This is a genomic window from Allorhizobium sonneratiae, assembly GCF_023700755.1.
Taxonomy (GTDB): Bacteria; Pseudomonadota; Alphaproteobacteria; order Rhizobiales; family Rhizobiaceae; genus Allorhizobium; species Allorhizobium sonneratiae.
The window spans coordinates 190,050-211,714 of the sequence record NZ_JAMKOJ010000005.1 but is presented as its reverse complement, the minus strand read 5'-3'; the positions used below and the strand labels follow the sequence as shown (position 1 = coordinate 211,714).

Annotated in this window: 14 protein-coding genes and 2 tRNA genes; 12 read left to right on the top strand and 4 right to left on the bottom strand. The window is 57.5% G+C overall.

Annotation, left to right across the window (positions count from 1 at the left end):
* Window positions 1–171 precede the first annotated feature (171 nt).
* The 4 genes from cobT to NAC44_RS11495 all read left to right on the top strand — a co-directional run bounded on the left by cobT (window position 172) and on the right by NAC44_RS11495 (window position 2,607).
* Entirely contained in the window at window positions 172–1,194 is a 1,023-nt protein-coding gene (gene cobT / locus NAC44_RS11510) for a nicotinate-nucleotide--dimethylbenzimidazole phosphoribosyltransferase (RefSeq protein ID WP_250940894.1), read from the top strand.
* Between the two features lie 20 nt (window positions 1,195–1,214).
* The gene (locus tag NAC44_RS11505) at window positions 1,215–1,616 is read left to right on the top strand and encodes a diacylglycerol kinase (RefSeq protein ID WP_250940890.1); all 402 of its coding nucleotides are present in this window, start codon (window positions 1,215–1,217) and stop codon (window positions 1,614–1,616) included.
* Window positions 1,613–1,870, top strand: a complete 258-nt coding sequence (locus tag NAC44_RS11500) for a hypothetical protein (protein WP_250940888.1) — start codon at window positions 1,613–1,615, stop codon at window positions 1,868–1,870. The genes NAC44_RS11505 and NAC44_RS11500 overlap by 4 nt, the downstream gene beginning before the upstream one ends.
* A gap of 98 nt (window positions 1,871–1,968) precedes the next feature.
* Entirely contained in the window at window positions 1,969–2,607 is a 639-nt protein-coding gene (locus NAC44_RS11495) for a LysE family translocator (protein WP_250940886.1), read from the top strand.
* Between the two features lie 9 nt (window positions 2,608–2,616).
* On the opposite strand, the gene mfd is transcribed toward NAC44_RS11495, so the two are convergent.
* Window positions 2,617–6,129 (bottom strand): transcription-repair coupling factor, encoded by a 3,513-nt coding sequence (mfd, locus tag NAC44_RS11490; protein WP_250940884.1) that lies wholly within the window; start codon window positions 6,127–6,129, stop codon window positions 2,617–2,619.
* Complete coding sequence (locus NAC44_RS11485; protein ID WP_250940883.1) at window positions 6,126–6,425, bottom strand: succinate dehydrogenase assembly factor 2; 300 nt, start codon at window positions 6,423–6,425, stop codon at window positions 6,126–6,128. The genes mfd and NAC44_RS11485 overlap by 4 nt, the downstream gene beginning before the upstream one ends.
* A gap of 98 nt (window positions 6,426–6,523) precedes the next feature.
* On the opposite strand from NAC44_RS11485, the gene recG reads away from it, so the two are divergent.
* Window positions 6,524–8,629 (top strand): ATP-dependent DNA helicase RecG, encoded by a 2,106-nt coding sequence (gene recG, locus NAC44_RS11480; protein WP_250941094.1) that lies wholly within the window; start codon window positions 6,524–6,526, stop codon window positions 8,627–8,629.
* Window positions 8,630–8,731: 102 nt separating this feature from the next.
* Here the strand turns inward: recG and alaS are convergent, their stop codons facing one another.
* Together alaS and recA are read right to left on the bottom strand one after the other, a co-directional pair.
* Window positions 8,732–11,389: an alanine--tRNA ligase gene (gene alaS, locus NAC44_RS11475; RefSeq protein ID WP_250940882.1), complete on the bottom strand. Its 2,658-nt coding sequence runs from the start codon at window positions 11,387–11,389 to the stop codon at window positions 8,732–8,734.
* 151 nt (window positions 11,390–11,540) lie between these two features.
* Complete coding sequence (gene recA, locus NAC44_RS11470; protein ID WP_250940881.1) at window positions 11,541–12,626, bottom strand: recombinase RecA; 1,086 nt, start codon at window positions 12,624–12,626, stop codon at window positions 11,541–11,543.
* Between the two features lie 233 nt (window positions 12,627–12,859).
* Between recA and NAC44_RS11465 the strand changes: the two genes are divergently transcribed.
* The 7 genes from NAC44_RS11465 to NAC44_RS11435 all read left to right on the top strand — a co-directional run bounded on the left by NAC44_RS11465 (window position 12,860) and on the right by NAC44_RS11435 (window position 21,594).
* Entirely contained in the window at window positions 12,860–13,825 is a 966-nt protein-coding gene (locus tag NAC44_RS11465; protein ID WP_250940880.1) for a carbohydrate kinase family protein, read from the top strand.
* Complete coding sequence (locus NAC44_RS11460; protein WP_250940879.1) at window positions 13,822–14,757, top strand: pseudouridine-5'-phosphate glycosidase; 936 nt, start codon at window positions 13,822–13,824, stop codon at window positions 14,755–14,757. Before NAC44_RS11465 ends, NAC44_RS11460 begins: the two co-directional genes overlap by 4 nt.
* A 696-nt stretch (window positions 14,758–15,453) precedes the next feature.
* Window positions 15,454–17,625 (top strand): methyl-accepting chemotaxis protein, encoded by a 2,172-nt coding sequence (locus NAC44_RS11455; RefSeq protein ID WP_250940878.1) that lies wholly within the window; start codon window positions 15,454–15,456, stop codon window positions 17,623–17,625.
* Between the two features lie 283 nt (window positions 17,626–17,908).
* Window positions 17,909–20,218, top strand: a complete 2,310-nt coding sequence (locus NAC44_RS11450) for an NADP-dependent malic enzyme (protein ID WP_250940877.1) — start codon at window positions 17,909–17,911, stop codon at window positions 20,216–20,218.
* A gap of 182 nt (window positions 20,219–20,400) precedes the next feature.
* Window positions 20,401–20,475: transfer RNA gene (locus NAC44_RS11445), tRNA-Glu, on the top strand.
* Between the two features lie 165 nt (window positions 20,476–20,640).
* Window positions 20,641–20,715, top strand: a tRNA-Glu gene (locus NAC44_RS11440).
* Between the two features lie 225 nt (window positions 20,716–20,940).
* Entirely contained in the window at window positions 20,941–21,594 is a 654-nt protein-coding gene (locus tag NAC44_RS11435) for a protein-L-isoaspartate O-methyltransferase family protein (protein ID WP_250940876.1), read from the top strand.
* Window positions 21,595–21,665: the final 71 nt, after the last annotated feature.

The window sequence follows — 21,665 nt, the reverse complement described above, 5'->3', positions numbered from 1 at the left end:
TATCCATTTTCTGCATAGATAGACTGTTTCTTTTATATTTGAAGCCCTGCCTCTTCCACAGACCTGAGGATCACGCGCTTGTCACGTCCTTCGCCGGATTTTAGTTGTTGAAGACGGAGCCTGCCGTTAAGAAGGGCCAAACCATTTGCATGAACGACAGAAAGCCTGCCCATGAGTGTTTCCGGCCTGCCCTTTGACGATTTCCGCGCGCTGATCCGCGATCTTCCCGGCCCGGATACGCCGGCGCTCGCCGCTGCCCGCGCCAGAGACCGGCAATTGACCAAGCCGCCAGGTTCGCTTGGACGGCTGGAAGAAATCGCCATGTGGCTTGCCGCATGGACCGGACGTGCGCCCGCCGTCAACCGTCCGCTTGTGGCCATCTTTGCCGGAAATCATGGCGTGGCCAAACATGGCATCACGCCCTACCCGCCCTCCGTCACCCAGCAGATGGTGGAGAATTTCGCCGCCGGCGGCGCCGCCATCAACCAGATCTGCGCCACTTACGATCTCGGCCTGAAAATCTTCGATCTGGCGCTGGATTACCCGACCGGCGACATCACAGTCGAGGCGGCCTTGTCAGAGCGCGACTGTGCCGCCACCATGGCCTTTGGCATGGAAGCGATTGCAGGCGGCACAGATCTGCTCTGCCTTGGTGAAATGGGCATCGGCAACACCACGATTGCCGCAGCGATCAATCTGGCGCTTTACGGCGGCACGGCGGAAGACTGGGTCGGCCCCGGGACCGGTTCCGAGGGTGAAGTTCTGCAACGCAAGATCGATGCGGTGAAAACCGCCGTCGCCTTTCACAAGGATCATTTGTCGGACCCGCTCGAAATCCTGCGCCGTCTCGGCGGGCGTGAAATCGCCGCCATGGCGGGCGCCATCCTTGCCGCCCGCATCGAGCGCATTCCGGTGCTGATCGACGGCTATGTCGCCACCGCCGCCGCCGCGATCCTGAAAGCGGCCAATCCTTCCGCGCTCGATCACTGCCTGATCGGCCATGTCTCGGCAGAGCCCGCCCATATGAAGGCCATCGACAGGCTTGGCAAAACGCCGCTTCTCGCCCTTGGCATGCGGCTTGGCGAAGGCACGGGCGCGGCGCTGGCCGCAGGACTGGTCAAGGCCGCCGCCGCCTGCCATTCCGGCATGGCCACCTTCGAGCAGGCAGGCGTTTCCAACGCCGGCACGCAGTAAAAAAGGTCAGGGAGGCGTCGATGGACCGGCACAGCCAGAAAACGACGCCGCTCTTCACCAAGAAAACCGGCTTTGCCCATCTTTACGCGGCAACGCTTTATTCCTTTCAGGGCTTCAAAAGGCTCTGTCAGGAATCGGCCTTTCGCCATGAATTGCTGCTTTTTCTGGCCAGTCTCGGGCTTTTTGCAGGAATGGGCGTCGCCCTGCCTTATTATCTCGGCATTGTTGTTTTGATGTTGGTGCTCTTTGCCACAGAGGCGTTGAACACCGCAATCGAAGAGGTAATCGACCGCATCTCGCCGGAATTTTCGGTGGTTGCGAGGAACGCCAAGGATCTCGGCTCCTTCGCCGTCTTCTGCCTGCTTCTGGCCAATGGCGCCTATGTCTTATGGGTCGTCATGACCACACTGGAATGGACATGAATTATAGCCCCAAACGGATTTTTCGCGTGCTGATGATTATGGTGGTGGTGTTTCTGGCGGTGTTCGGCACCCGCTGGTACAATTACATCACCAATACCAAAACGCCTTATGATGAAGAGGGCATAGAGATCAACCGCCGCCTGCCTGCCCCCTTGCGCAACTGGGGCTGCCAGCAGCTGGAGGCCACCTTCACCCAACTCCCCCCACCCATCGGCTGCCGCAGCGATGACAACCCGCTGAAATGGCGTGGTTGAGCCGAATTTGTCTCCTTGCACAAAGCCGCAAAGCGTGGATTGATTGCTCTTCAGAGCTGCCTGCTGAAAATGCGGCAGATGTTCATGGAGGCAATTGAATGCATTTTGAGATATGGCTTGCCTTTTCCGCCGCATCTGCCGTGATGCTGGCCATTCCCGGACCGACAATTCTTCTCGTCGTGTCCTATGCCTTGGGCCATGGCCGCAGTGTTGCCAAAGCCTGCGTTATCGGTGTGGCGCTGGGCGACTTTACCGCCATGACGGCTTCGCTTCTGGGGCTGGGAGCCCTGTTGATGACCTCGGCATGGCTCTTCAGCCTGCTGAAATATATTGGCGCTGCCTACCTGATCTATATGGGGATCAAATTGTGGCGCGCACCTGTCCGCGATTTTCAGACCACCGAAGAGGCGGAGCCGAGCACGCCGGAAAGCCCGTTCCGGATTTTCCTGCACACCTATGTGGTGACGGCGCTCAACCCGAAAAGCATTATTTTCTTCGTCGCCTTTTTACCGCAGTTTTTGATCTCCACCGAGCCTCTGGCCGTGCAGATGGTCATCATGGAAGCAACCTTCCTGACACTGGCGACACTGAACACGGCCATTTATGCCCATACCGCCGCCATGGCGCGCAACACGATCCGCAAACCGAAGGTGCAGCGCATCGTCAACCGCAGCGGCGGCTCTTTGCTGATCGGCGCGGGACTGCTGGCGGCAAGCTTCAAGCGCGCCGCCACGTGACACTTTGATTTACTTCACCTTGGCCAGTTCCGCCATCTGCGTCATGATGGTGGCCGCACTGGCCAGCCGCTTTTCCGGGGTTGGCAGGTCGCGGGTGAGGAACAGGCTGTGATCGGGTCGGATTTTCGCCATGGTGCCCTGTTTGGCAATGAAGCCGACGAGCGCTGCCGGATTGGGAAATTCCTTGTTGCGGAACTGCACGACGACGCCCTTCGGCCCCGCTTCCAGCTTTTCGACATTGGCCTTGCGGCAGAGCGATTTGATATAGACGACCTTCAACAGGTTCTGCACATCGGCAGGCAGCGGGCCGAAACGGTCGATCATTTCCGCGCCGAAGCCGTCGATCTCGGAAAGCTCGGTCAATTCGCCGAGACGCCGGTAAAGCCCAAGTCGCAGATGTAGATCCGGCACGTAATTTTCCGGGATCATCACCGAGGCGCCGACCTGAATTTGCGGCGACCAGCCGCTGTCCACCACCTCGTCTTCGCCCTTCACCTCGGCCACGGCCTCCTCCAGCATCTGCTGGTAAAGCTCGAAACCGACTTCCTTGATATGGCCGGACTGTTCTTCGCCCAAGAGATTGCCCGCGCCGCGAATGTCGAGATCGTGGCTGGCAAGCTGGAAACCGGCACCCAGTGTGTCGAGCGATTGCAGCACTTTCAGCCGCCGCTCGGCAGCGGGCGTCAACACCTTGTTGACCGGCAGCGTCAGAAGCGCAAAGGCGCGCACCTTGGAGCGCCCCACCCGACCCCTGATCTGGTAAAGCTGCGCCAGCCCGAACATATCGGCCCGATGCACGATCAGCGTATTGGCGGTCGGCACATCGAGACCGGATTCGACGATGGTGGTTGAAAGCAGCACATCGTAACGCCCTTCATAAAAGGCGTTCATGATGTCTTCCAGCTCGCCCGCCGCCATCTGGCCATGGGCAATCGCCACTTTCAGCTCCGGCACGGTCTCATCGAGAAAGCTCTTGATGTCGGCGAGATCGGCAAGACGCGGGCAGACATAAAAGCTCTGGCCGCCGCGATAATGTTCGCGCATCAGAGTTTCGCGGATCACCAGCGGATCGAAGGGCGAGATGAAGGTTCTGACCGCCATGCGGTCCACCGGCGGCGTGGTGATCAGCGACAGTTCGCGCACCCCGGTCATTGCCAGTTGCAGCGTGCGCGGAATGGGCGTTGCCGACAGCGTCAGCACATGCACATCGCTTTTCAGCTCCTTCAGCCGCTCCTTGTGCTTGACGCCGAAATGCTGCTCTTCATCGATGATCAACAGACCGAGATTGGCGAAGGTGATGCCGGAACCGAGCAGCGCATGGGTGCCGACGACAATATCGGTCTTGCCCTCGGCCAGTTCCTTCTTGGTGAGGTTGAGTTCCTTGGTGCCGACCAGACGCGAGGCCTGCTGGATGCGGATCGGCAGCCCGCGGAACCGCTCGGTAAAGGTCTTGAAATGCTGGCGGGCGAGCAGCGTGGTCGGCACCACCACCGCCACCTGAATGCCGTTCATCGCCGCAAGGAAGGCGGCGCGCAGCGCCACTTCCGTCTTGCCGAAGCCGACATCGCCGCAGACGAGGCGGTCCATCGGGCGGCCTGCCGTCAGATCGCCCTTCACCGCCTCGATGGCGTTCAGCTGGTCTTCCGTCTCATCATAGGGGAAACGGGCGGCAAATTCGTCATAAAGCCCTTCCGTGGTGGAAAGCACCGGGGCCGAGCGGGTCAGGCGCTCAGCGGCAATGCGGATCAGACCGCCCGCCATGTCCAGCAGGCGTTTCTTCAGCTTGGCCTTGCGCATCTGCCAGGCGCCGCCGCCCAGCTTGTCCAGCACCGCCTCGCTGCCTTCCGAACCATAGCGGGAAAGAAGCTCGATATTTTCCACCGGCAGGAACAGCTTGGCCTCATCGGCATATTGCAGTTCAAGACAGGCATGCTGACCGCCCGCGGCATTGATGGTGCGCAAGCCGATGAAACGGCCAATGCCGTGTTCGGCATGGACGACGATCGAGCCTTCATCCAGCCCGGCGACTTCGGAAATGAAATCGGCAGCCTTCTTGCGGCGTTTGGCGCGGCGCACCATGCGGTCGCCGAGAATATCCTGCTCGCCGACCACCACCAGATCGGCTGCCTCGAAACCGCCTTCCAGCGCCAGAACGGCAGTGGCGGCCTCACCCTTTTTCAGGCTGTCGAGGTCTTTCAGCGCCGTAACGGGTTTAAGCCGCTCCAGCCCGTGCTCGTTCAGTACCTGCAAAAGCCGGTCGAGCGATCCTTCCGACCAGCCGGTGATCAGCACTTTCGCGCCCGTCGCCCGCTTGTCAGCAATATATTTCACCGCCTGGGTAAAAACATTGATGCGCTCGGCCTCGCCATCCTTCTCTGCGGCGGCCAGCTTGGCCCAGCGCGGACCGGCATGGGCGGAAAGTTCCACCACCTTACGGGCGCTGCTGTCCGGCTCGGCAAAGGGGCTGAGCCGCACCGGATCGAGCGCTTCCAGCCTTTTGGCAAATTCACCGCCCATCAGATAGAGATATTCCGGTGGCACGGGCTTATAAGGCGTGCCCTGACCCAGATGACCCTTGCCGGGGGTGGCAGCGTTCAATCGCGCCTCATAATAATCGCGGATCAGCTTGATGCGCTCTTCCGCCGCCTCGCGCACCGTGTGATCGGTAACGACAAGATAGTCGGTGAGATAATCAAAGACGGTCTCCAGCTTTTCATGGAACAGCGGCAGCCAATGTTCCATGCCCGCATAGCGACGGCCTTCGGAAACGGCGGTATACAGCGCATCGTCACGAGTGGCCGCACCGAACAGAGACAGGTAATTCTTGCGAAACCGGCTGATGGTTTCCGGCGTCAGCGTCACCTCGCTCATCGGGTTGAGATCAAGCGAGCGCACCTGGCCGATGGTGCGCTGGCTGGCGGGATCGAAGCTGCGGATGCTCTCCAGCGTATCACCGAAGAAATCCAGCCTGACCGGCTCTTCCGACCCCGGCACGAAAACATCGAGAATGCCGCCGCGCACGGCAAATTCACCAACTTCGCGCACGGTCGCCACCCGCTCGAAGCCATTGCGGGAAAGACGCTCGGCAATATCGTCCATCCGCACCTGATTGCCGGGCCGGGCCGAAAAGGACAGGCTCTCGATGACATCCGAAGGGGCCAGCTTCTGCAACAGCGCATTGGCGGTGACGAGAATGATCGCCGGATGTGGCTTTTTGCGGTGCGCAATCAGGCCGGACAGCGCCGCAAGACGCCGGGCGGAAATATCAGCGCTCGGCGATACCCGGTCGTAAGGCAGACAGTCCCAAGCGGGCAGCGTCAGCACCGGGATCTCGGGTGCAGCAAAGGACAGCATCTGCTCGATATCGTTCATCCGGCTGGAATCGGAAGTGATATAGGCCACCGGCCTGCCCTGACGCGCCAGCTCGGCAATGATGAAGGCATCCATGCCATCCGGCACGGGTGAGAGCGTAACGGCGGCTTTCGCCGCCGTAATTTTACGGGAATCGAAAAGAGAAATCATGGAGTCGTCACAGGCGAGAAATCGGGCCGCACGGCGGCGATGCGCTCAAACAGCGGGGTTTTCAGATGGTCTGGAACCGGCAAAGCCCCATTGATGAACTTGATCAGATCATTGTCTTCCTCGGCCATGATCCGTTCCAGCTCGTCCAGTTCGGCATCGGACAGGGCAGCGATCTCGGCTTCAGCAAACTGGCCGAGAATCAGGTCCATCTCACGAATGCCGCGATGCCAGCAGCGATAGAGAATGCGCCTGCGGCGGGGATCGAGGTCGGCGCTGCTCATCACCAGTCCAGTCATACTGCTCATCCTTGTTGGCTGCGGCTTCTATACCCTTTGTGACCATGCTTGTCAGCCTTGCAATATCATTCATATCGCTTCATTTTGCAGCCATCATGATGCGCCCATCCCTGCTTGATCCGCTCTTTGCCTCCATCACCAAGCTTCCCGATCTCGGGCCGAAGCGGGCTGAGTTGTTGGCGACCCTTCTCGGACGCGAGGATGCGGAGGAGACCCGTGTCGTCGATCTTCTCTTCCATGCGCCGACAAGGCTGATCGACCGGCGCAACCAGCCGGGCATTGCCCGCGCGCCTCAGGGCGCCATCGTGACCGTCACCGGCAGGGTGGACCGCCACCAGCCGCCACCGCGAGAAAACCGCGCCGCACCCTACCGCGTTTTTCTGCATGACGAGACGGGCGAACTGGCGCTGACCTTTTTCCGACCCAAGGCCAACTGGCTGGACAAGGCGCTGCCGGTGGACGAGATCGTCACCGTCTCCGGCAAGATCGACTGGTTCAATGGCCGCCCCTCCATGGTGCATCCGGATTTCATGGTGAAAGCCAGCGAGGCCGCCGCCATGCCGCTGACCGAGCCGGTCTATCCCCTGACGGCAGGCCTGACGCCGAAGGTGCTGCGCAAGGTGATCGGTCACGCGCTGGAGCGCATTCCGGACTTTCCCGAATGGATCGATGCCTCGTTGCTCTCCAAACAGGGTTTTGGCAGCGCCAAATCCGCCTTCGAGCGCCTGCATGAACCGCGCGACGAGGCCGATATCGATCCGCAATCACCGGCACGGCGCAGGCTGGCCTATGATGAATTTCTCGCCGGTCAGGTGTCACTGGCCTTGGTGCGTCAGCGCTTACGCAAAGTGGCTGGCCATCCGGTGCGGTCCAGCGGTGTTTTGAGCGAAAAAATTCTTGCCGCCTTGCCCTTTTCCCCGACCAACAGCCAGAAACTGGCTGTTTCGGAGATCTTGCAGGACATGGCATCTGATATGCGCATGTTGCGGCTGGTGCAGGGCGATGTCGGGGCGGGCAAGACGCTGGTGGCGCTGCTGGCCATGGCCGCCGTGGTGGAAAGCGGCGGTCAGGCGGTGCTGATGGCGCCGACAGAAATTCTGGCGCGCCAGCATCATGCGACGCTCTCCAAAATGGCCGAAGCGGCGGGGATTTCGGTTGAGGTTCTGACAGGCCGCACCAAGGGAAAAGAGCGCGAAGCGGTGCTGGAACGCATCGCCTCCGGTGCGGCGCAGATTGTCATTGGCACCCATGCGCTGTTTCAGGATACGGTGATCTATCATAATCTGATGCTGGCGGTGGTGGATGAGCAGCATCGTTTCGGTGTGCACCAGCGCCTGCGGCTGACATCGAAGGGTGTCTCCCCGCATATGCTGGTGATGACGGCAACGCCCATTCCGCGCACGCTGGTGCTGGCCGCCTTTGGCGATATGGATGTCTCGAAACTCACCGAAAAACCGGCAGGCCGCAAGCCGATCCAGACGGTTACCGTGCCAAGTGAGCGCATCGGCGAGATCGTAGCGCGGCTGAAAACCGCCATTGCTGAGGGCAAAAAGGCCTATTGGATCTGTCCGCTGGTCGAGGAGACGGAAGAGAGTGAACTGACCTCAGTGGAAGAACGGTTCGACACACTCGCCCGCTCGCTCAATGCGCCGATCGGCCTCGTGCATGGACGGATGAAGGGTGACGAGAAGGACGCGGCCATGCTTGCCTTCAAGACCGGCGAGACCCGGCTGCTGGTGGCGACCACCGTTGTCGAGGTGGGCGTCGATGTGCCGGATGCGACGATCATGGTCATCGAACATGCCGAGCGTTTTGGGCTGGCGCAACTGCATCAGTTACGCGGCCGGGTCGGACGCGGAGCGGAAGCCTCCTCCTGCATTCTCCTCTATAAAGGCCCGCTCAGTCAGAACGGTAAAGCGCGGCTTTCCATCCTGCGTGATAGCGAAGACGGCTTCCTGATTGCCGAGGAGGATCTGAAACTGCGCGGCGAAGGCGAATTGCTCGGCACCCGCCAATCCGGAACGCCCGGTTTCAAGATTGCCAGCCTGGAAGCTCATGCCGATCTGCTCGAAATCGCCCGCAAGGATGCCGCCTATCTCCTGGAGCGGGACCCGGATCTGACATCTGAACGCGGCGAGGCGGTGCGGACGCTGCTTTATCTCCACCGGCGCGATGAGGCGGTGCGGTTCCTGCGGGCGGGCTAAACAAAAAGGCCAATCTGAGACTATCAGATTGGCCTTTGTTTTTATTCAAAAATCGTTCAGGACAATCATCCCGATCACGTTGCAGCCTATGCCAGTGCCTTCCTATACCAATGCATTGGCGACAGCCTCAATGGCTTCATCGGCCTTGGCGCCATCCGGCCCACCGGCCTGAGCCATATCCGTCCGGCCACCGCCCCCCTTGCCGCCAAGGGCGGCAGCGGCAATGCGCACCAGATCGACAGCGGAAAAACGCCCGGTCAGGTCTTCGGTGACGCCGACAACGGCACTGGCCTTGCCATCCTCGGCAACGGTAATCAGCAGGACGACGCCGGAACCGATGGAGGTCTTGGTGTCATCGACCAAGCCCTTCAAATCCTTGGCATCGATCCCGGTCAATGGCTTGCCGACGAATTTGACCCCATTGATTTCGCGCGGTGCCTCCGCACCACCGGCAGCGCCACCACCCATGGCCAGCTTGCGACGGGCTTCCGCCAGTTCACGCTCCAGCTTGCGGCGCTCGTCAACCAGCGTCTCGACGCGAGACACAACCTCACCGGGCTGAACCTTGAGGGTTGCGGCAAGGCTCTTCACCCGCTCGTCCTGCTCGGCAAGATAGGCACGGGCCGATTCACCCGTCACCGCTTCCAGACGGCGCACACCGGCACCCACGGCGCTCTCGGCAATCAGACGGACGAGACCGATATCACCCGTTGCCGACACATGCGTGCCGCCGCACAATTCGATGGAATAAGGTTTTCCGGCCTTTTCACCACGAACCGCCGTGCCCATCGATACGACGCGGACTTCATCGCCGTATTTTTCACCGAAGAGCGCCATGGCCCCTTCGGCAATCGCATCATCCACCGCCATCAGCCGGGTGGTGACCGCTGTGTTCTGGACAATGATCTCATTGGCCATGTCCTCGACCCGCTTCAGCTCTTCCGCAGAAATCGGTTTCGGATGAGAAATGTCGAAACGCAGCCGCTCGGGCGCGACCAGCGAACCCTTCTGCGCCACGTGGGTGCCGAGCACCTCGCGCAACGCCTCATGCAGCAAATGGGTGGCGGAATGGTTGGCCCGCAGGCGCGAGCGTCGGGCATGATCGACCGTCAGCACCACCGGAACGCCGGTCGTGACCTTGCCCTGCTTGACCTTTGCCATGTGAACGAACAGGCCCTCACCCTTCTTCTGTGTGTCGGTGACGGTCAGCGTAAAGCCTTCACCGGCAATCTCGCCGGTATCGCCCATCTGCCCGCCCGATTCGCCATAGAAGGGCGTCTGGTTGACCACGACCTGCACTTCATCGCCAGCAGAGGCTTCGGTGACGGCAGCGCCATTGCGCACCAGCGCCTGAATTTCACCTTCAGCGCTTTCTGCGCTGTAGCCGAGAAATTCGGTGGCGCCGAATTTTTCCTTGAGTTCAAACCAGATGGTTTCAGTGGCCTTATCACCAGAACCGGACCAGCTTGCCCGCGCCTCTGCCTTCTGCCGTTCCATGGCATCGGTGAAACCGGAAATATCGACACCGATGCCGCGGGCGCGCAGCGCATCCTGGGTCAGATCGAGCGGGAAACCATAGGTATCATAGAGCTTGAAAACGGTTTCGCCATCAAGCGTATCGCCCTTGGCCAGATTGACCGTCGCCTCGTCCAGCAAGGACAGGCCGCGTTCCAGCGTCTTGCGGAAGCGGTTTTCCTCAAGCTTCAGGGTTTCGGAAATCAGCGCTTCGGCGCGAGTCAGTTCCGGATAGGCGCGGCCCATCTGCTGCACCAGAACCGGAAGCAGCTTGTAGATCATCGGCTCGCGCGCACCGAGCAGTTCGGCATGGCGCATGGCGCGGCGCATAATGCGACGCAGCACATAGCCACGGCCTTCATTCGACGGCAGAACGCCATCGGCAATGAGGAAGGCGGACGAGCGCAGGTGATCGGCAATGACACGGTGGCTGGCGCGGCGCTCGCCTTCAGCCTTGACTCCGGTCAGCTCGACAGACGCCTCGATCAGAGCACGGAAGAGATCGATGTCGTAATTGTCATGCTCACCCTGCAGAACGGCAGCAACGCGCTCCAGCCCCATGCCGGTGTCGATGGAGGGACGCGGTAGATCAAGGCGCTCCTCCTTGCTCACCTGCTCATATTGCATGAAGACGAGGTTCCAGATTTCGATGAACCGGTCACCATCCTCTTCCGGAGAGCCGGGAGGACCGCCCCATATATGATCGCCGTGATCGTAGAAGATTTCCGAGCACGGACCACAGGGGCCGGTGTCACCCATGGCCCAGAAATTGTCGCTGGTCGGGATGCGGATGATTTTTTCATCGCGAAGACCGGCAATCTTTTTCCATAGATCAAAAGCCTCGTCGTCGGTGTGGTACACCGTGACGCAAAGCTTGTCCTTTGCAAGACCGAATTCCTTGGTGATCAGGTTCCAGGCAAGCTCAATGGCGCGTTCCTTGAAATAATCGCCAAAGGAGAAATTGCCGAGCATTTCGAAGAAGGTGTGGTGGCGTGCCGTATAACCGACATTATCGAGGTCATTATGCTTGCCACCGGCGCGCACGCATTTCTGCGCGGTCGTTGCGGTGGAATAAGGGCGCTGTTCAAGCCCAGTGAAGACATTCTTGAACTGCACCATGCCCGCATTGGTGAACATCAGCGTCGGGTCGTTGCGCGGAACGAGCGGACTCGATGAGACGATCTCATGGCCATTGGCCTTGAAATAGTTCAGGAAGGTCGATCGAATATCGTTCACGCTGCTCATGGAATGCCCTTGCATAAGTGCCCGCATCAGGGGCAGACATCGGAAATCAACGGCTTTTATCGCCCGTCATGCGCGCTGTCCAGAAGAGTCATGCAAAACGGCCGGAGTATCTTGATCTCCAGCCGTCGTGATTTTCAAAATCGATCAGAAGTTATTCGTCGCCGTCGGAAGATTCGCCGGCATCCGGCCCACCATTTTGCAGGAAGCGATCGGCAATCAGACCGGCATTCTGCCGGAGCGACATTTCGATCTCGTCGGCCACCTTGGGATTGTCCTTGAGGAAGGTCTTGGCATTTTCACGCCCCTGCCCCAGACGCTGACTGTTATAGGAAAACCAGGCGCCGGATTTTTCGACAATGCCCGCTTTAACGCCAAGATCCACCAGTTCGCCGGTCTTCGACACGCCCTCGCCATACATGATGTCGAATTCGACCTGCTTGAAGGGCGGTGCCATCTTGTTCTTGACCACCTTGACGCGGGTCTGGTTGCCAACCACCTCTTCGCGCTCCTTGACGGAACCGATACGGCGGATATCGAGGCGGACGGAAGCGTAGAATTTCAACGCATTACCACCCGTCGTCGTTTCCGGCGAACCGAACATGACGCCGATCTTCATGCGGATCTGGTTGATGAAGATGACCATGCAATTGGAACGCGAGATCGAACCAGTGAGCTTGCGCAGCGCCTGGCTCATCAGACGTGCCTGCATGCCCGGCAGACTATCGCCCATTTCACCTTCGATTTCAGCCTTCGGCGTCAAGGCGGCAACCGAGTCGACCACGAGAACATCGACGGCGCCGGAACGCACCAGCGTATCGGTGATTTCCAGTGCCTGCTCCCCCGTATCGGGCTGGGAGATCAGCAGGTTCTGCAGATCAACGCCCAGTTTGCGGGCATAGACCGGGTCCAGAGCATGTTCGGCATCGACAAATGCGCAGATACCGCCCTTTTTCTGCGCTTCTGCAATGGTCTGCAACGCCAACGTTGTTTTACCCGAACTTTCCGGGCCGTAAATTTCGACGATTCGCCCTTTTGGCAGGCCGCCAATGCCGAGCGCAATGTCGAGACTGAGAGAGCCGGTCGATACCGTCTCGATCTCCACCACCTTGTCATTGGCGCCGAGCTTCATGATCGAGCCCTTGCCAAACGACCGCTCGATCTGCGACAGGGCCGCTTCCAATGCCTTACTTTTATCCACCGATTTGTCCTCTACAAGCCGCAAAGAATTTTGTGACATTGAAAACACCTTTAGGTTATTGGAACGTTTGAGGCAACGAAGTGCCGTTGTGTCAGTATGTACTCTTTTTGTTCCAGAACTTCAAGGAGAATTCAAGTCCTTGTATAAATTTCCAAATCCGGCTTGTGTTCTCTGAATGTTTTCATTAGCTTGCCACCAAATGCCAATGGCTCTTTCAACGGCTTGCCAGCTCTACCGAACCCAATCGATTCGCAAAACACAAGGTTCCATTCATGACCATTGACCTACTCGTTCTGGGGGGAGCGCATATCGACCGACGCGGTATGATCGCGGGAGAAACCGTGCCCGGAGCGAGCAATCCGGGCGCATGGAAGGAAGAGGCTGGCGGTGGCGGCTTCAACGCCGCGCGGGCGCTGGCACGGCTTGGTTTTGCTGTGACGATGATCAGTCCGCGCGGTGGCGACGCCCTGGGGGGTATGGTGGCACAGGCCGCTCGGATGGCGGAGGTGGACGACCGTCCCTTTACCTTTCTCGACAGGGTGACGCCGAGCTATACCGCCATTCTCGAACGGGATGGCAATCTGGTGATTGCTCTTGCCGATATGGAACTTTACCGGCTGTTCACACCGCGCCGCCTGAAGGTTCGCGCCGTGCGCGAGGCGCTTGACGAGGCACGGCTCATTCTGGTTGACGCCAACCTGCCGGAAGACACGCTTGAGGCTATTGCCCGCGAAGCCGCGCGCCTTGGAAAACCGCTTGCCGGCATTGGCATTTCCCCCGCCAAGGTGGTGCGCTATCGCAACTGCCTCGACAGGATCGATTATCTCTTTTTAAATGCAGCCGAAGCGGCGGTGCTTGCCGGGAAAACAGCCCCGCGACCGGAAGACTGGCCTTACCTGTTGCAGGCACAGGGCCTGCGCGGCGGCGTCGTTACCCAAGGCGCGGGCGCGGTGACGGCCTTTGGCGGCAAAGAGGCCTTCTTGCTGCATCCTCCCCGGCTGGAGACGATTGCCGATGTGACGGGTGCGGGCGACGCGCTTGCAGCCGGCACCCTTTCTGCACTTATCAAAGGTGAAAACCTTGGGACCAGCCTGCGTCATGGTGTTGCCCTGGCGGGGTTGACCCTGTTATCTCCAGAAGCTGTCGTTGCGGATCTTTCGCCCGACCGCCTTTCCGCGCAGCTTGTCCATATCGATGAGCCGCGCCGTCTTTTGCTCTCATCTGCGGACCTGCCATGACCCGAGACATTTCCCCCCTGCTGCCGATCGTTTATTCGCGCGAAGTCGCCGAGGCCAAGGCTTCCAATACCGCCATCGTCGCTCTGGAATCCACCATCATCACCCATGGCATGCCCTATCCGAAAAATGTGGAGATGGCGAAAAGCGTCGAGCAGATCATTCGCGACGGCGGTGCGGTTCCCGCAACCATCGCCATTATCGAAGGGGTTCTGCATATCGGCCTGGAAAACGACATGCTGGAAAAGCTGGCGAAGCTCAAGGACGTGATGAAGGTGTCGCGGGCCGATATCGCCTTTGCCATTGCCGAGCGGCGCTCGGGTGCGACGACGGTGGCGGCAACGATGATTGCCGCAGCCCGCGCGGGCATTTCCGTTTTCGCCACCGGCGGCATTGGCGGCGTACATCGCGGCGCGGAGGAAAGCTTCGACATTTCCGCCGACCTGGAAGAACTGGCTAAAACGGCGGTGATCGTCGTTTGCGCCGGTGCCAAAGCCATTCTCGATATTCCGAAAACGCTTGAGGTGCTGGAAACGCGCGGCGTGCCCGTCGTGACCTATGACAGTGAGGAGTTCCCCGCCTTCTGGTCACGCCAGTCGGGACTGAAAAGCCCGCTTTCGCTGCAAAGTCCGGCCGCTATTGCCAATTTTCAGAAGTTGCGCGATCAACTGGGGCTGAATGGCGGTATGCTGATCGCCAATCCCGTGCCGCCGGAGAATGAAATCGAGCGGGAGGAAATGGAAATCTATATCGGGCGCGCTTTGGCCGAAGCCGAACGCGAAGGCGTTACGGGCAAAGCCGTGACGCCTTTCCTTCTTGACCGGATTTTCCATATCACCGAAGGCCGCAGCCTCGATACCAATATTGCTCTGGTGGAAAATAATGCACGACTCGCTGCAGAAATCGCCGTCGCCATGGCGTTTGACCGGAGCTAAACACCAAATGCCCCGGTAAAAACGTGGCCATCGTTTTTTGAATGTCCCACGCACCATAGTGAGAGCGCTTTAGTGTTTCACGGAAACGCTCTCACTACTTTCTTCTTACCAAATTCTTACCAAGTCCTAACGTTAAAACGCCATCTACTTTCGTTGGATTGGCATTAAAACTCATTATACATTGGATAATTCAAAGAGCATTTGAACTGATCGACGGGGTGAAACAGCACGATCACAGACGAACCAAGTCTTTATTTTGATCTATTCATCCATCATCACACATTTGTTATCACTTAAATTCACGAAACTGGAAGTGATACGCCTTACAAATACATTCAAATATATGAATTTTTAATTTTTAGATGATTATTTTTTAGAAGATATCACGCATGAACCTACAATATCTTTAGTACCAGGCACTCCTTCAATATCTCTATAGGTTCCTTTGTGTCATGATCGTTTTGCAATTGGTATTTTTCTTCAAGATCAATCTTTTGCAACAAAATGAAGTGATATTCAAACTGCGGGCTCTGCAAGCTCCAGGCGAGGAATATGGCAGGGCATATATTTTAACGGTCTGTTCTGTAAAGCAATATATGGTTCGAACGGATAGACCAGAAAATACATGATGACAGTCCGCGCTGGTTGCTGTGGTCTGTCAGAGAATGTCGCGCAGCGGTATTTGGGGGAAATGCTATGAATTTTGGTGCTACACTTTCTTTTCGTAAGCTTTTGACTGGCCTGACGGTGGTTCCACTGCTGGCTGCGACGGGTCTTGGCGGTTTTCTGAGCTGGGATGCTCTTAAAAGCTATGAAAACATGAAGGTTGCCGTGAGTCTGGAGGATGTCTCGAAGGCTGGCGGTGATCTGCTGATTGCCTTGCCGATGGAAGGTGGAGCTCCGGCTGAAAAACGTTCCGAGATGCGTCAAAACACGGATGCAAAATATAAAGCCCTCATAGCTGCCTATGACCGCGTCACCGCCATGGGACTGCAGGACAAGTTCTTGACAGACTACAAGGATCAGCTGGTCAAGAATTACAGTAGAATCAGTGAATACCGATCGATTGTGGATGCCGGCAAGGCTGAGCCTGTCACCCCAGTCAAATATCTTCAGCCGATTGGCGCCATGGGGCTGGAAATGACGGGTCGCGCTGGCGAAATGATCGACGATCGTGGTCTGTCGCAAAGCATTCAGGGTTTTTATGCCATGTTGCAGACCAATGATGCCTATCTCGTGATAAATCGCCTGGGTCAGGTCTATACAAAATCCGGCTCGCTGAATGATGACGCCTATATACGTTTTGCCATGGGCTATCATCAGGCCAGAATCTACAATAAGCCGATGCAGGCATTCGTGCCCGCATCTATCATGAGCCAGTATAACGACTTCTGGGAAAGCGCAAACGGCAGGTTTGCCCGAAAAACTGTCGAGGACATGGCGGCTTTCAAGACCTACACGCCCAGTGCAGAGGATCTTTCCACCTGGAACAACGCCATGCTGGAGCGTCGCAATCTTGTCTCCGATTTGCTGAAAAAGACCTCGGCAGAGCTGGTGTCATTGGCCAATAGCAAACTGGCCGATGCGCGTTCGTCCTTGATCACCATGATCTCTTTTCTGACCATCTTGATTGCCTTTACCATTGCCTTCAGTGTCTATGTCGCGCGTCTTCTTTCCGGTGCAATCCGAAGAATTTCCGCCCGGATGGGGCAGCTTGCGACAGGCGACAAGCAGAACGCAATTCCCTATCTCGAGCGTTCAGATGAAATCGGCCAGATTGCGCAATCGGTAGAGGTTTTCCGGCTGGCGGCTATCAGAAACGACGAGCTTGAGGCGGAGGCGGCCAGCAATCGCCAACAGGCCGAGCAGGAGCGCGCAGAGGTTCAGCGTCGTGCCGAGGCGGAGGCCGAGAAGCGGCTTAATGAAGCAACCGGCTCCCTGGCAAGCGGGTTGCGGCGGATGGCTGCCGGTGATCTGCTTTGCGAAATTCATGAAAATTTTGCACCGCAATTCGAGGCTTTGCGCCAGGATTTCAATAGCTCCGTTGCCCAATTGCGCAATGCTTTGTTGCTTGTTGGACAGGCGGCCAGTTCTGTGAATGCCGGAAGCGGTGAAATTTCACACGCCTCCAATGATCTTGCCCGCCGAACGGAAACGCAGGCTGCATCGCTTGAACAGACAGCCGCGGCCCTTGAAGAAATCACCTCAAACGTTCAGGCGGCAACGCGCCGCACTGGTGAAGCCAAAAATCTGGTGCACGAAGCTCATCAAAAAGCGGAACATTCCAGTCGTGTTGTCGGCAACGCTGTCAATGCCATGGAACGGATCGAACAGGCGTCACGCCAGATTACACAGATCATCAGTGTCATCGATGAGATAGCCTTCCAGACCAATCTGCTGGCTTTGAATGCCGGTGTCGAGGCAGCCCGCGCTGGCGAAGCCGGAAAGGGTTTTGCCGTGGTCGCTCAGGAAGTGCGCGAACTGGCGCAACGTTCCGCCAATGCCGCCAAGGAAATCAAGCAGCTGATCAACAATTCAGAACTGGCTGTTTCCGAAGGGGTGAAACTGGTTCACGATACCGGAACAGGTCTCGGCGAAATTGCCAGGGTGGTGGATGCGGTCAACCACCATATGGAGGAAATCGCCAAGGCGGCAAGCGAACAATCTAGCAGCCTTGGCGAAGTGAATACCGCTGTCAATCATATGGATCAGGCCACCCAGCAGAATGCTGCCATGGTTGAAGAAATGAGTGCAGCAAGTGCCGGACTTGCTGAAGAGGCCCGCAAGCTCACCGATCTTCTGACCAATTTCCAGACAGAGGATCGCAACGCCATGACAGGCTCCAGTACCCAACGACGCTACGGCTGACCCGTCTCAAACACACGTCTTGAGCCGATGTGAGGGAAAGTGATATTCATCTTTCCCTCACCGGGTTTATTGTGGTTTACGCATCCATGATGAATGATGGCATCCTTCTCATTGGCTTCATCACATGCCTTGTAAGATACTGTAACACACTATGATTTATGTATAATTTCATCCACAGACCAATTCCGCTTTCAGGAATTATGCGATAGACGGAAATTGGCACTGTCGCGGCATCGGTTTTGATGTATGACAGGGTGGAAGAAAAAGCAGAACGGCCAAGAGCATGACTGACGATATACACAGGGCTGCACCGCCCGCCACAGGCGATCTTGATTCCCAGGCGCTTCACTATCACAAGTATCCCCGCCCTGGTAAGCTTGAGATTCAGGCTATAAAGCCACTTGGAAACCAGCGCGATCTGGCGCTTGCCTATTCTCCGGGCGTTGCAGCTCCCTGCCTCGCGATCAAGGAAGATCCGACGGCGGCGGCTGATTATACGGCCCGCTCCAATCTGGTTGCTGTGGTTTCCAACGGCACAGCTGTTCTCGGTCTTGGAAATATCGGACCGCTGGCTTCTAAACCGGTTATGGAAGGCAAAGCCGTCCTCTTCAAGAAATTCGCCGATATCGATGTGTTCGATATTGAAGTCGATGCCATGAATGTCGAATCCATGGTGTCTACCGTTGCGGCTCTCGAGCCGACCTTCGGCGGCATCAATCTGGAAGACATCAAGGCGCCGGAATGTTTCGAAATCGAAGCGCAACTGCGTGAGCGGATGCAGATTCCCGTTTTCCATGACGACCAGCATGGCACAGCCATCATCGTCGCTGCCGCCATTCTCAACGGCCTGGAACTTGCGGGTAAATCCCTGGAGGAAGTCAAGATCGTTGCCTCCGGCGCGGGTGCCGCAGCCCTTGCCTGCCTCAATCTTCTCGTCGCGCTTGGTGCGAAACGGGAAAATATCTGGGTGCATGACATTGAGGGCCTGGTCTATAAGGGCCGCAACGAGCTGATGGACCGATGGAAAGAGGTTTACGCTCAGGATAGCGACAAGCGCGTGCTGGCTGACAGCATTCCCGGTGCAGATGTTTTCCTCGGCCTTTCCGCCGCCGGCGTCCTGAAGAAGGAACTGCTGGAGAAGATGGCGCCCAATCCGCTGATTATGGCGCTGGCCAATCCGAAACCGGAAATCATGCCGGAAGAAGCGCGCGCTGCGCGCCCTGACGCGATGATCTGCACGGGCCGTTCGGATTATCCCAACCAGGTCAACAACGTTCTCTGCTTCCCCTATATCTTCCGTGGCGCACTTGATTGCGGCGCCACCACGATCAATGAAGACATGAAGATGGCCGCCGTCAAGGCGATTGCCGCTCTTGCGCGCGAAGAAGTCTCGGAAGTGGCCGCCCGCGCCTATTCGGGGGAAACGCCGTTCTTCGGCCCGGAATATCTCATTCCCTCGCCTTTCGATCCGCGTCTCATCCTGCGCATTGCACCCGCCGTGGCAAAAGCTGCCGAAGAAACCGGCGTCGCCACGCGGCCGATTGCCGATTACGACGCCTATCTCGATCAGCTCAACCGATTCGTCTTCCGCTCCGGTTTCATCATGAAACCGATCTTCGCCAATGCCAAAAGTGCAACGAAAAAGCGGGTGATCTTTGCCGAAGGCGAAGATGAACGTGTACTGCGCGCCGCACAGGTGCTGTTGGAAGAAGGCATTGGTGAGCCGATCCTGATCGGTCGTCCCAGCATCGTCGAGACCCGACTCAAGCGTTTTGGCCTGCGCATTCGACCCGGCGCCGATTTTGCCATCGTCAACCCGGAAGACGACCCGCGTTATCGCGACTATGTCGAAGATTATTTTGCCCTTGTCGGTCGCGCAGGCGTGAATCCCGAGGCAGCGCGCACCATCGTGCGCACCAACACGACGGTCATTGCCGCACTTTCGGTCAAACGGGGCGAAGCCGATGCGATGATCTGCGGCCTTGAAGGCCGTTTTGACAAGCATCTGCGCGATGTTGGCCAAATCATCGGCAAAAAGCCAGGCGTGCGAGAATTTTCCGGTCTCAGCCTGCTGATTTCCCAGCGCGGCACGATCTTCATGACTGATACTTTCGTGTCGGAAAATCCGCCCGCCGAAGAAATTGCCGAGATGACCGTGCTTGCGGCACATACCATCCAGCGGTTCGGTATCACGCCTAAGGCAGCACTTTTGTCGCATTCCAACTTCGGCTCGCGCAACAGCGAAAGCGCCCGAAAGATGCGCAAGGCGCTGGAAATCCTCAGGCGTGAACAGCCAGATCTGATGGTGGATGGCGAAATGCAGGGCGGTTCTGCCATCTCCGAAACGCTTCGCCGCCGCGCCATGCCCAACAGCGCGCTTTCGGGTGAGGCCAATCTGCTGGTCTTCCCCAATCTCGATTCGGCCAATATTTCGCTCGGCCTTGTCCGCAGCATGACCGATTCGCTGCATGTCGGGCCGATTCTGCTGGGAGCCGCCATGCCGGTGCATGTTCTATCCACATCGGTCACCTCTCGCGGCGTTCTTAACATGGCCGCGCTGGCCGTTGTCGAAGCGAATAAGACGGCTGTTTAATTTCCTTTGTTCATGAACGAAAGCCGGGTCCCGTCTGTGGCCCGGCTTTTTGACGTCATCGCTGCTCTGCTTGACCGATTGCGATGCTTCGCAAATCAATCATGTCCCAATAAAAATGTCGAAACAGCGATTTTTCTCTTGCAGCGTCAATCGCTTGCGACTATGAGAGCGCCACACCGCACGCGCCCTTCGTCTATCGGTTAGGACGTCAGATTTTCATTCTGAAAAGAGGGGTTCGACTCCCCTAGGGCGTGCCACAGTCTAACCTTACGTCAGTTGCGATTTTTGCACCTTCATAGCGCTCATTCTGCGGATGTGGGTTTATGAGATTCAACATTAAAAATCTGACAGAGCCTGTGGAAAAATCAGGTTTTTCCTCTTGCCAGTCATCTGGAGGCTGAGTATAAGCGCCTCCACGACACGCGCCCTTCGTCTATCGGTTAGGACGTCAGATTTTCATTCTGAAAAGAGGGGTTCGACTCCCCTAGGGCGTGCCATCATTATAACTGCTGCCTTGTTCTGAACACTCTCCCGTTTACAATCGATCTTCCGGCGTCATTCAAAACATCTGATGCATAACGGCGTCTTTTTCGCGTTCAGAAACGTGCGGCGCTCTTTCGTCACGCAGATTTTCCTTCATTGTAACACGGATGACTTGAAAGCTTTTCCTGCGGCGATTAAACACGAGATGAAAAACCAAATCGCGTTAGGACGGGCATAGGATGATCGATTTTGAACAAGCGCGCGTTAAGATGGTGGATGGCCAGATCCGTACGACGGATGTCACATACCATTCCATTATCGCTGCCTTTCTTGACATTCCGCGTGAAATCTTCGTACCGGACAGTTTAAAGGCAGTTGCCTATATCGACGAAGACCTGCCGATTGCTCCGGGCCGTTACCTGATGGACCCTTCACCGCTTGGCAAACTTCTGCAACTGGCTGAAATTCGTTCCAGCGATCTTGCTTTAGAAATCGGCGCCGGTACAGGCTATGTCTCTGCCCTGCTCGGCAGATTGGCGGGGGGCGTGGTTGCTGTTGAAAGCGATCCCGATCTTGCCACCAAGGCGCGGGAAAACCTGGCAAAACTCGGTCAGGATAATGTGAAAGTTGTCGATGCGCCTCTGGAACAGGGCTATCAAAGCGATGCACCCTATGATCTGATTTTCATCAATGGTGCCGTGGAAGAGATACCTGCGCCGCTTTTCCAGCAATTGCGCGAAGGCGGACGCCTGATCGCCGTGGTCGGCGAAGGCCATAGTGCCCGCGCCACGCTGTTCGTCAAGGCTGCCGGCACGATCTCATCGACGGCCTTTTTCAACGCGACGATCAAGCCGCTTCCCGGCTTCAGCAAGGCACGCGAATTCGTTTTCTGATATTCTGCTCTCGGCAACACCATATACGGTGAAAACGCAAAGCCCCGGTTTTCGGGGCTTTTTTTATTATG